At 59.9% G+C, this 12375-nt stretch carries 7 protein-coding genes; 5 read left to right on the top strand and 2 right to left on the bottom strand.

Annotated features, from left to right (window positions below; translation table 11 throughout):
• The first annotated feature begins 21 nt into the window (after positions 1 to 21).
• The 5 genes from aceE (at position 22) to msrA (ending at position 10497) form a co-directional block, all read left to right on the top strand.
• A complete protein-coding gene (gene aceE, locus KGB27_RS15640) occupies positions 22 to 2667 on the top strand; it encodes a pyruvate dehydrogenase (acetyl-transferring), homodimeric type (RefSeq protein WP_008027850.1) in 2646 nt (881 codons plus the stop codon).
• Between the two features lie 11 nt (positions 2668 to 2678).
• Positions 2679 to 4631, top strand: a complete 1953-nt coding sequence (aceF, locus tag KGB27_RS15635; RefSeq protein ID WP_223555212.1) for a dihydrolipoyllysine-residue acetyltransferase — start codon at positions 2679 to 2681, stop codon at positions 4629 to 4631.
• Positions 4632 to 4902: 271 nt separating this feature from the next.
• Entirely contained in the window at positions 4903 to 6297 is a 1395-nt protein-coding gene (locus KGB27_RS15630) for an alkaline phosphatase D family protein (protein ID WP_223555210.1), read from the top strand.
• 660 nt (positions 6298 to 6957) lie between these two features.
• Positions 6958 to 9651 carry a GGDEF and EAL domain-containing protein gene (locus tag KGB27_RS15625; protein ID WP_207284708.1) on the top strand — a complete coding sequence of 898 codons (2694 nt, stop codon included), beginning with the start codon at positions 6958 to 6960 and terminating at the stop codon, positions 9649 to 9651.
• A gap of 198 nt (positions 9652 to 9849) precedes the next feature.
• Positions 9850 to 10497 (top strand): peptide-methionine (S)-S-oxide reductase MsrA, encoded by a 648-nt coding sequence (msrA, locus tag KGB27_RS15620; protein WP_192226894.1) that lies wholly within the window; start codon positions 9850 to 9852, stop codon positions 10495 to 10497.
• A gap of 164 nt (positions 10498 to 10661) precedes the next feature.
• On the opposite strand, the gene KGB27_RS15615 is transcribed toward msrA, so the two are convergent.
• Both KGB27_RS15615 and KGB27_RS15610 read right to left on the bottom strand, forming a co-directional pair.
• Positions 10662 to 11501, bottom strand: a complete 840-nt coding sequence (locus tag KGB27_RS15615; protein ID WP_223450924.1) for a 23S rRNA (adenine(2030)-N(6))-methyltransferase RlmJ — start codon at positions 11499 to 11501, stop codon at positions 10662 to 10664.
• Positions 11502 to 11635: 134 nt separating this feature from the next.
• Entirely contained in the window at positions 11636 to 11959 is a 324-nt protein-coding gene (locus tag KGB27_RS15610) for a hypothetical protein (RefSeq protein WP_223555208.1), read from the bottom strand.
• Between the last annotated feature and the right edge of the window lie 416 nt (positions 11960 to 12375).

Here is a 12375-nt window from a genome sequence, read left to right as displayed (position 1 = left end):
CTTTCCGCCCTGGAGCAAGCCATGCAAGACCTCGATCCCGTCGAAACCCAGGAATGGCTGGACGCCCTGGAATCGGTTCTCGACAAAGAAGGCGAAGACCGTGCTCACTATCTGATGACCCGTATGGGCGAACTCGCAACCCGCAGCGGTTCGCAATTGCCTTACGCCATCACCACGCCATACCGCAACACCATTCCCGTTACCCACGAAGCACGCATGCCTGGCGACCTGTTCATGGAACGCCGCATTCGCTCGCTGGTACGCTGGAACGCGATGGCCATGGTGATGCGCACGAACCTGAAAGATTCTGACCTGGGCGGTCACATCTCCAGCTTCGCTTCCAGCGCAACCCTGTACGACATCGGCTTCAACTATTTCTTCCAGGCCCCGACCGACGAACACGGCGGCGACCTGATCTACTTCCAGGGCCACACCTCGCCAGGCGTTTACGCCCGTGCGTTCATGGAAGGCCGCATCACCGAAGACCAGATGAACAACTTCCGCCAGGAAGTGGACGGTCAGGGCCTGTCGTCCTACCCGCACCCTTGGCTGATGCCTGATTTCTGGCAGTTCCCGACTGTATCCATGGGTCTGGGCCCGATCCAGGCGATCTACCAGGCGCGCTTCATGAAGTACCTGGAAGCCCGTGGCTTCATTCCGGAAGGCAAGCAGAAAGTCTGGTGCTTCCTGGGCGACGGCGAGTGTGACGAGCCGGAATCCCTGGGCGCGATCTCGCTGGCTGGCCGCGAGAAGCTCGACAACCTGATCTTCGTCATCAACTGCAACCTGCAGCGCCTCGACGGCCCGGTTCGCGGCAACGGCAAGATCATCCAGGAACTCGAAGGCGTGTTCCGCGGTGCTCAGTGGAACGTGACCAAAGTCATCTGGGGTCGTTTCTGGGACCCACTGCTGGCCAAAGACGTCGACGGCATCCTGCAACGTCGCATGGACGAAGTCATCGACGGCGAGTACCAGAACTACAAAGCCAAAGACGGCGCGTTCGTGCGTGAACACTTCTTCAACACGCCAGAACTCAAGGCGATGGTTGCAGACCTGTCCGACGACGAGATCTGGAAACTCAACCGTGGCGGCCACGACCCGTACAAGGTCTACGCGGCGTACCACGAAGCGGTCAACCACAAAGAACAACCGACCGTCATCCTGGCCAAGACCATCAAAGGTTATGGCACCGGTGCCGGCGAAGCGAAAAACACTGCGCACAACACCAAGAAAGTCGACGTCGACAGCCTGAAGTTGTTCCGTGATCGTTTCGACATCCCGGTCAAAGACGACGAGCTGGAAAACCTGCCGTTCTTCAAGCCAGAACCAAACAGCGCCGAAGCCCGCTACCTGAGCGAGCGCCGCACTGCACTGGGCGGCTTCGTGCCACAGCGCCGCGCGCAGAGCTTCAGCGTACCGACGCCATCGCTGGATACGCTCAAGGCGATCCTCGACGGCTCGGGCGACCGTGAAATTTCCACCACCATGGCCTTCGTGCGGATCCTCGCGCAGCTGGTCAAGGACAAGGAAATCGGCCCGCGCATCGTTCCGATCATCCCGGACGAAGCCCGTACCTTCGGTATGGAAGGCATGTTCCGTCAGTTGGGCATCTACTCGTCCGTCGGCCAGCTCTACGAGCCAGTCGATAAAGACCAGGTGATGTTCTACAAGGAAGACAAAAAGGGCCAGATCCTCGAAGAAGGCATCAACGAAGCGGGCGCCATGAGCTCCTTCATCGCTGCCGGTACTTCGTACTCCAGCCACAACCAGCCAATGCTGCCGTTCTACATCTTCTACTCGATGTTCGGCTTCCAGCGTATCGGCGACCTGGCCTGGGCTGCCGGCGACAGCCGTACCCGTGGCTTCCTGATCGGCGGCACCGCCGGCCGGACCACGCTGAACGGCGAAGGCCTGCAACACGAAGACGGTCACAGCCACATCCTGGCTGCCACCATCCCGAACTGCCGCACCTATGATCCAACCTACGGCTACGAGCTGGCGGTGATCATTCAGGACGGCATGAAGAAGATGACCGAAGAGCAGCAGGACGTTTTCTACTACATCACCGTGATGAACGAGTCCTACCAGCAGCCAGCCATGCCGGCCGGTGTCGAGGAAGGCATCATCAAGGGCATGTACCTGCTCGAAGAAGACACCCGCGAAGCGGCGCACCACGTTCAGCTGATGGGCTCCGGCACCATCCTGCGTGAAGTCCGTGAAGCGGCGAAGATCCTGCGTGAGCAGTTCAACGTTGGCGCCGACGTGTGGAGCGTTACCAGCTTCAACGAACTGCGTCGCGATGGCCTGGCCGTCGAGCGCACCAACCGTCTGCACCCTGGCCAGAAGCCTAAACTGAGCTACGTCGAAGAGTGCCTGAACGGCCGTCAAGGTCCGGTCATCGCGTCTACCGACTACATGAAGCTGTTCGCTGAGCAAATTCGTCAGTGGGTCCCGTCCAAGGAATTCAAAGTCCTGGGCACCGACGGTTTCGGCCGCAGTGACAGCCGCAAAAAGCTGCGTCACTTCTTCGAAGTCGATCGTCATTTCGTGGTGTTGGCAGCCCTGGAAGCATTGGCTGACCGTGGTGACATCGAACCTAAAGTGGTGGCTGAAGCCATCGCCAAGTTCGGTATCAACCCGGAAAAACGCAACCCACTGGACTGCTGAGGAGAGATTCTGTGAGCGAACTCATTCGCGTACCTGACATCGGCAGCGGTGAAGGTGAAGTAATTGAACTGTTTGTGAAGGTCGGCGACCGTATCGAAGCCGACCAGAGCATCCTGACACTTGAGTCGGACAAGGCGAGCATGGAAGTGCCTGCGCCGAAGGCCGGTATCATCAAGAGCCTGAAAGTGAAGCTGGGCGACCGCCTGAAAGAAGGCGACGAACTGCTGGAGCTGGAAGTCGAAGGTGCCGCTGCTGCGGCTCCTGCGGCTGCCGCGCCTGCAGCCAAAGCCGCAGAGAAACCGGCCGCTGCTCCAGCGCCGGCCGCTCCTGCTGCTGCGCCAGCTGCCGCTTCGGTTCAGCAAGTGCACGTGCCGGACATCGGTTCGGCGGGCAAGGCCCAGATCATCGAGATCCAGGTCAAGGTCGGCGACACCGTCGAGGCTGATCAGTCGCTGATCACCCTGGAATCCGACAAGGCGAGCATGGAAATTCCATCGCCTGCCGCTGGCGTGATCAAAGCCATCAGCGTCAAGCTCAACGACGAAGTCGGCACCGGCGACCTGATTCTGGACCTGGAAGTGGCAGGTGCTGCGGCACCGGCTGCGGCCGCGCCAGCTCAGGCTGCTGCTCCTGCCGCTGCACCTGCGCCAGCCGCTGCCGCCCCGGCCGCACCGGTTGCCGACAGCGTTCAGGACATTCACGTCCCGGACATCGGTTCGGCGGGCAAGGCCAAGATCATCGAAGTATTGGTCAAGGCCGGTGACACCGTCGCCGCCGACCAGTCGCTGATCACCCTGGAATCCGACAAGGCGAGCATGGAAATCCCATCGCCTGCCGCTGGCGTGGTGGAAAGCATTTCCATCAAGCTGGATGACGAAGTCGGTACCGGCGACCTGATCCTGAAGCTGAAAGTCAAAGGCGCTGCGCCTGCTGCTGCCCCGGCTGCGGCGTCGGCTCCAGCCGCTGCGGCACCGAGCGCTCCTGCGCCAGCCGCCGCTGCTCCTGCTGCTCCAGCACCAGCGGCGGCCCCGGCCAAATCGGGCGCCAAGGTTCACGCAGGCCCTGCGGTACGCCAACTGGCCCGCGAATTCGGTGTAGAGCTGAGCGCGGTCAGCCCAAGCGGCCCGCACGGTCGTGTGCTGAAAGAAGACGTGCAGGTTTACGTCAAAGCCATGATGCAGAAGGCCAAGGAAGCACCGGCCGCTGCTGCCGGCGCAACCGGTGGCGCGGGCATCCCGCCGATTCCGGTCGTGGACTTCAGCCGCTTCGGTGAAACCGAAGAAGTGCCGATGACTCGCCTGATGCAAATCGGCGCGTCGAGCCTGCACCGCAGCTGGTTGAACATCCCGCACGTGACTCAGTTCGATTCGGCTGATATCACCGAGCTGGAAGCGTTCCGTATCGCTCAGAAATCCGTTGCAGAGAAGGCCGGCGTCAAGCTGACCATCCTGCCGCTGCTGCTCAAATCCTGCGCGCACATGCTCAAGGAACTGCCGGACTTCAACAGTTCGCTGGCACCAAGCGGCAAGGCGATCATCCGCAAGAAGTACGTGAACATCGGCTTCGCCGTCGACACCCCTGAAGGCCTGCTGGTTCCGGTCATCAAGAACGTCGACCAGAAGAGCCTGTTGCAACTGGCAGCCGAAGCCGCTGCGCTGGCTGCCAAAGCCCGCGACAAGAAGCTCACCGCTGACGACATGCAAGGCGCCTGCTTCACCATTTCCAGCCTCGGCCACATTGGCGGCACCGGCTTCACGCCGATCGTCAACGCGCCGGAAGTGGCGATCCTCGGTGTTTCCAAGGCAACCATCCAGCCAGTCTGGGACGGCAAAGCCTTCCAGCCGAAACTGATGCTGCCGCTGTCGCTGTCCTACGATCACCGTGTGATCAACGGCGCCGCTGCTGCACGCTTCACCCAGCGTCTGAGCAGCCTGCTGGCAGACATCCGCACCATCTTGCTGTAACACCGGCCGGCCCTCCTTCACCGGAGGGCCGCTCGCGTTTCACGTTTTCCGAGCGCCACGCTCGTACCTCAACCCCGCCAATTTGGCGGGGCTTTTTTTGACTTGAAGAAAGTCACTTTCCTACGTTCGTGGCTGAGTTAGCCCACAACTCGAATCCACTTCGGCACGATATTTTCTGCCGGTCTCCCACTAGGCTTGGTTATACAAATGACTAACTAAAGGTTTAGTCGGCTTACTTATTTAGTTAATACCCCTTCGAATGGATTCGAATATGTTTAAACCTACAGTCGGCCCGATTATTGGCCACACTACAACTCAACATGCCCGTATTTTTTTACGTGGCGAGTTACAAAAAGACACTTTGGTGTTTGGTGGAATTCGTTATCGACGCAGCGGTGATACGCCGTGGTCCAAAGCAATATTCAAACAACTGACAAGCACGCGAGACATGTGTGACGTCTTTGCCCTCAACGATCTCGCCACCGATACCGAGTACGAATACCAGGCAGGCTGGTTCAGCCCCATGAGCCCCGTGCACACCGTGGAGACGGTTCAGGAACTGCCGCTGCAATGGCCCAGGCATGTCTACCGTTTCAGCACCCAGTCCGGCAATCCCGCAGCGCCACGGGCTTACATCGTCGGGTCATGCCGTTACCTGCGGATGACGGTCGGCGCACCTTCGTTCCCGCACCTGGGCGACCGGATCTTTGCCTCCATCACCAACCTGGCGCAGCGCGCCGAAACGCCCATCAGCGCCCTGTTGATGACCGGCGACCAAGTCTATATCGACGACTTGAACATCATCGCCCCTGATCGGGAATACAAAGAAATACTCAGCAAGTACCGCATGGCTTTTTCCCAGCCGCACATTTCAAAGTTGATGTCCGGCACGCCGACTTACATGATCCTCGACGACCATGAAATCGAAGACAACTGGCCCACCAATAAAAACAAAAACGATGACTTTCTCTATAACAATGCCATCGCCGCTTATGAGTTATATCAAGCCAGCCATAGCCCGGCCCATGAGTTGCTTGAAGATGGAAACATCCGTCAGCACTTGGAGCGCTATTGGTATCAATTCACCAACGGGGATATCGAATGGTTTGTCACTGACAGCCGGACCCGACGCAACCTGTCGGCCGGCGACCGGCGCATTCTCGACGAAGAGCAGGAGCTGGCCCTGTGCGAATGGCTGATCCACAGCCCGGCCCGGGTCAAATTCGTGGTCACCAGCGTGATGTTCTACCCCGACCGAAAACGCCTGGGCGATGACGCCTGGAAAGCCTTTCCGGAGCAACGACTACGGCTGCTGGAGACCATTCGTACACGCCGCATCAAGAATGTGTTCTTCGTGTCCGGTGATGTGCACGGCTCCCTGACCAGTCGATTGACCCACAGCGAAGACCCGGACTTCGAGGTGCACACCATCGTCTCCTCGCCGCTGTGCAACAGCAAACTGCTGCCCTACGCCAAAGCCTCCACCTTCATCCTTGATCAGCCATTGGTGCGGACTGCCGCCGGAGATTATCGGCATGAACTGACCAGCCAGGTCATCAGCCAGGACAATTTCGCGCACCTGATCGTTGAGCCAGAACAGATCCGCGTCAGTTATTACGACCGCGACGGCAAACTTTTACAGTCGACGAGCATTACGTTGCGGTGATGCCGAAAACATCGCCAGCAAGCCGGCTCCTACAGGATTTACGCGATCCCCCGTAGGAGCCAGCTTGCTGGCGATAGCGGTCTCAAACTCTGCGCCGCCCTTCAGGCCGCCATCGCTGGCAAGCCAGGCTCCTACAGGTCCGGTGTCGCCCCGCAGATCGAGAATTACCCCACCTCCCCTGTAAGAGCCGGCTTGCTGGCGATAGCGGCCCCGAATTTTGCGCCGCCCTTCAGGCCGCCATCGCTGGCAAGCCAGGCTCCTACAGGTCCGGTGTCGCCCCGCAGATCGAGAATTACCCCACCTCCCCTGTAGGAGCCGGCTTGCTGGCGATAGCGGCCTCAAATTTTGCGCCGCCCTTCAGGCCGCCATCGCTGGCAAGCCAGGCTCCTACAGGTTCGGTGTCGCTCCGCAGATCGAGAAATCACGCAAACCTCTGTAGGAGCCAGCTTGCTGGCGATCAGCCGCAACGCTTTTTCCAGCGAAATACGTTAGTTTTCAGCCATTACTGAAGAAATGTTCACGCCGGCCGACATATTCTTATAGCACTTGGCCTTCATGTCTCTTGTCAGTCGGTGTCGCAATGATGCAACCTTGCCGCAGGCAACAGTAAAGAGGGCGAGAGCCCGGCGCGATCAGCACATTCGAAGCGAGTTACCCTCCATGAAAAGCCAACCCGATGCCGCCAGCCGTATGGTGGCCGAGGTAGTGACGCAGTTGCCGGTGCCCTCGCGGCTCGGCATGCTGCGTTTCGAACGGCTGAATGAACCCAGCTGGGCGCTGCTGTTTCTCGATCCCAATTGCGAGCGACAGTTCGGCCTGCCCGCGGTGGAACTCTGTGCGCTGGTCGGTTCGCCCTATGCCAGCCTGATGGAGCCCGAAGCGCGCTATCAGCTGCATGACGCGGTCCAGCAACAACTCACCGACAGCCCGCACTACCTGATCCGCTACACCTTGCACACCGCCGCAGGCACCCTGAGCCTGCTGGAACTGGGCGAAGCCTACAAACAACACAATCGACACCTGCTGCGCGGCTACCTGCTGGTGGTCGATGGCATGTTCCAAGGCGATCCGCTGCTGCCGGCGCTGGACCTCGAAACCCAGAACTCGCGCTTGCAGATCGCCCTGGAACTCAATCAGCGCGCCCAACAGGAGCAGCTCCTGCACCTGGACCGCGTGCGCGCCCAGCAAGACTTGATCCTGCTGCTGACCCGCCAGCGCTACAGCACCGGCAACTCCCTGCAAGAAGCCGCCGAGCTGATCACCCGCAGCGCCTGTGACATCTACGAAATCGACTGCGCCAGCCTGTGGAACCTCGACGGTTCGATGTTGGTGCCGATCTCGGCGTATCACCGCGCCACCCAGGAATACGCCCTACCGGAGCCAATCGACATCAGCGGCTTCCCCGATTACATGGACGCGCTGCACGGCAGCCGTGCAATCGATGCCCACAATGCGATTCGCGATCCGCGCACCCGGGAAATGGCCGAAAGCCTGCGCCCGCGTGATGTGAACGCGATGCTCGACGCCAGCATTCGTGTCGATGGCCAAGTGGTCGGCGTGCTCTGCCTGGAGCAGACCGGTGCGACCCGCGCCTGGCAGTCCGACGAAATCGCCTTCGCCGGCGAGCTGGCCGACCAGTTCGCCCAGGTCATCAACAACCACAACCGTCGCACCGCCACCAGCGCCCTGCACCTGTTCCAGCGTGCGGTCGAGCAAAGTGCCAACGCCTTTTTGCTGGTCAATTGCGACGGCGTGGTGGAATACGTCAACCCGAGTTTCACCGCGATCACCCAGTACTCCACCGAAGAAGTCCACGGCCAGCGACTGTCGGAACTGCCGGCCCTGGAAAACCTCAGTGAACTGCTGTTCGACGCGCCCTCGGCGCTGGCCAAGAGCAACAGTTGGCAGGGTGAATTCAAGAGCCGCCGCAAAAACCTCGAACCCTACTGGGGCCAGTTGTCGATTTCCAAGGTGTACGGCGACAACCGTGAGCTGACGCATTACATCGGCATCTACGAAGACATCACCCAGACCAAACTCGCCCAGCAACGCATCGAGCGCCTGGCCTACACCGACAACCTCACCAACCTCGGAAACCGCCCGGCGTTCATCCGTAATCTCGATGAGCGCTTCGCCCGAGACAGCGATACCCCGATCAGTCTGCTGCTGGTGGACATCGACAACTTCAAGCGGATCAACGACAGCCTCGGCCACCAGACCGGCGACAAACTGCTGATCAGCCTGGCCCGACGCCTGCGCAACAGCCTGATCCCGAGCGGCAGCCTGGCGCGTTTTGCCAGTAACGAATTCGCCGTGCTGCTGGACAACACCGACCTCGCGATGGGCCAGCAAGTCGCCAACCAACTGCTGGCGACCCTCGACAAACCGATGTTCGTCGACAACCAGCTGATCAGCGTCACCGGCTCCGTGGGCCTGGCCTGCGCGCCGCTGCACGGCCGCGACCCGCAAACCCTGATGCGTAACGCCGGGCTCGCGCTGCACAAGGCCAAGGCCAACGGCAAGCATCAGGTTCAGGTGTTCACCGAAGCGCTGAACGCCGAGGCCAGTTACAAACTGTTCGTCGAGAACAACCTGCGCCGCGCCCTGACGCAGAACGAGCTGGACGTGTTCTACCAGCCGAAACTGTGCCTGCGCAGCGGTCGCCTGCTGGGCATGGAAGCGTTGCTGCGCTGGAACCATCCGGAAAAAGGCATGATCCGCCCGGACCAGTTCATCAGCGTCGCCGAAGAAACCGGGTTGATCATCCCGATCGGCAAATGGATCGCCCGCCAGGCCTGCCGCATGAGCAAAGACCTGACGGCCGCCGGCCTGGGCAATCTGCAAGTGGCGATCAACCTGTCGCCCAAGCAGTTCTCCGACCCGGACCTGGTGTCGTCGATTGCCAACATCCTCAAGGAAGAAGCGCTGCCACCAAGCCTGCTGGAGCTGGAACTGACCGAAGGCCTGCTGCTGGAAGCCACCGAAGACACCCACTTGCAGCTCGACCAGCTCAAGCGCCTGGGCCTGACCCTGGCCATGGACGACTTCGGCACCGGTTACTCGTCGCTCAGTTACTTGAAAAAATTCCCCATCGACATCATTAAGATTGATCGAAGCTTCATTCACGAAATCCCGGACAACCAGGACGACATGGAAATCACCTCCGCGGTGATCGCCATGGCCCACAACCTGAAACTCAAGGTCGTGGCTGAAGGCATCGAGACGGCCGAACAGCTGGCTTTCCTGCGCCGCCACCGCTGCGACGTCGGCCAGGGCTACCTGTTCGACCGACCGATTCCGGGCTCCGAGCTGATCGAAAAGCTCAAGCGCTACCCACGCGGCCCAATCGCCTGACTGCCCCACCGCAATCCCCCCCTGTAGGAGCGAGACCGGCTTGCCGGCGATGGCGGTGTGTCATCCAACGTAGATGTTGGATTTGCCGACCTCTTCGCGAGCAGGCTCACTCCTACATTGGGTAGTGCGTTACCGGGCAGCATTGGGCAAACTGGCGGTCTGACTACCTACATTTCAACCTGACTGAGAGGACTGATCATGGTTCTGCGCTCGGAAATTCTGGTGAACAAAAACGTGCTCCCTACTAAAGAACAAGCTCTGCCTGGCCGCGAATCCCCGATGACCGTGCCGGAAAAACACTTCGTCCACGACGCCCCGCTGCTGGGCCCGTTCGCCATGGACGTGGACTTTGCGATCTTCGGCCTGGGTTGCTTCTGGGGTGCTGAGCGCAAGTTCTGGCAGCGCGAAGGTGTGGTGAGTACGGCGGTGGGTTACGCCGGTGGCTTCACGCCGAACCCGACGTATGAAGAAGTCTGCTCGGGCCTGACCGGCCACAGCGAAGTGGTACTGGTGGTCTACGAGCCGGCGAAAGTCAGCTATGAAGAACTGCTGAAAATGTTCTGGGAACTGCACAACCCGACTCAGGGTATGCGCCAGGGCAATGACATCGGCACTCAGTACCGCTCGGTGGTCTACGCCACCAACCCGACGCAACTGGAATCGGCCAAGAACAGCGAAAAAGTGTTCCAGGCCGAACTGACCAAGGCGGGTAAAGGCACCATCACCACCGAAATCGAAGAAGCGCCGACGTTCTACTTCGCCGAGGCCTATCACCAGCAGTACCTGGCGAAAAACCCTGAAGGCTACTGCGGGATTGGCGGCACCGGCGTCACCTGCCCGATCTGATTTTCGGGCCCCAAAAGCTTCGCGGGCAAGTCGGATCGCCGCACCGCTCGCTCCTACAGGATCGATGTCTGACCACACTCTTGTGATCGACATAAATCCCTGTAGGAGCGAGGCTTGCCCGCGAAGGCGTCCTGTCAGACACCATCAATGCAACTGATCAGCAATCAACTCTCGGCGATCAACCAATCCATCTGCCACCCACCCTGGGTTTGTCCCAACTTCTTGGACAACCACGGCAGCAGCTCACGCAATTCCTCTTCCAGCCCCCACGGCGGGTTCGCGATCGCCAACCCGGAACCGTTCAGACTGTTCGGCGTATCCAGCGGATGCACCAGCAACTCCACCCGCAACAACTTCGGCGCGCCCGTGCCGGCCAGATCCTGATAGAAACGACGCAACATGCGCTGGTCCTTCACCGGGTACCAGATCGCTGCCACGGTTTGGCGCATCCGGCCAATCGCTTCTTTCAGCGACGCCGCACAACGCTGCATCTCATCGAGCTGTTCAAACGGCGGATCAATCAACATCACCGCCCGCTTCTCCTGCACCGGCAACATCGCACGCGGCACATGCCAGCCTTCGCCGAGGTGAACCTTCACGCGACGGTCGCCCGCCATGTTGTCCTTGAGCAACACACCGTCTTCGGGGTGCTTCTCGTTGAGCATCACCCGATCCTGCGGCCGCGTCAGACGGCGCGCCAGCTCTGGCGACCCCGGGTAATAGCGCAACTGGCCATCCGGGTTCATGTCGTGCAGCACCTTCATGTAATCGGCGGTCAGTTCCGGCAGATCCGGCTGATCCCACAACCGTGCGATGCCTTCCAGGTACTCACCGGTACGGCTCGCCTGATCGCCTTGCAGGTCATACAGACCAATGCCGGCGTGAGTGTCGAGATAGGCAAACGGCTGCTCCTTGCGCGACATCAGGGCGATGAGGCGGGTCAAGGTCAGGTGTTTGAACACATCGGCGTGATTGCCGGCATGGAAGGCGTGACGATAATTCATGATTGCTCCTGCGAAGGCCGGGAAGTTTACCTTGTACCGAGGCGAACGTCAGGGCTTCGCGGCTGAGCGGGCAGTGACACCACACAAACCCTGTGGCGAGGGAGCTTGCTCCCTCGCCACAACAGCGTCCGGCGCTACTCCGAACGCCGCGCTTTCAACCGCCGCCCCAGCACATCCAGCACATCACACCCATCCCGCAACGGAATGGCGCAGAGCAATGTAAAGTCACTAAGGATGAAAGACTGACATTCGATCGAGCCACGCATCGACAGGTTTTCCATTACTTGGGTGACTGCGCGGATTCGATAGCTGGCCGCGTCGTATAAAACGTCGAGTGGTGCGAGGGTATCGACGAACAAGGTGGGCATGTCGTCGCAGTTACTGGTCAGAGCCATGAAACGGCTTTTGGGTGGAGGAGTTGGTTTTTCGTAGGGTGGATCGGGGTGAAGATTAGTCATTTTTAAACCTCTGGTAAGAAGGGAAGCTACCATCGGCCTTCCTACAGGCTTGGGTGGCAGCTATACGCGGGGTAGGAATATCGAGACCAGAGAACTCGACCACGCCGAAGCGTGCCCGCGCAGAGCCGCCGCAACTGATCTTACGGACGCACGTTGCCGGCCGCAAATACAGGTGACGACGCCAAAGCGTCCTCTCTAGTCTTGAAGGGTTCCTACACCCTGCCACTGAATTTTCAGTGACCACCAGAGACTATCGATGGAATGCACTTCCCACCAGTTCATGCAAACCGCTACAACTTGAAGGAAACTTCCGACGACCTTGCCCAGAAATTTCGCAGCCTGTAAGACCGCCTTCGCGGGCAAGCCTCGCTCCTACAGAATTGAGGCACACCGCCAAAAATGGGAACAACCCCAAT

It is taken from the genome of Pseudomonas sp. BF-R-01 (assembly GCF_019946615.1).
GTDB classification, from domain to species: Bacteria; Pseudomonadota; Gammaproteobacteria; order Pseudomonadales; family Pseudomonadaceae; genus Aquipseudomonas; species Aquipseudomonas migulae.
Note: the sequence above shows the minus strand (reverse complement) of the source record. Positions and strands in the feature narration are given on the sequence as shown.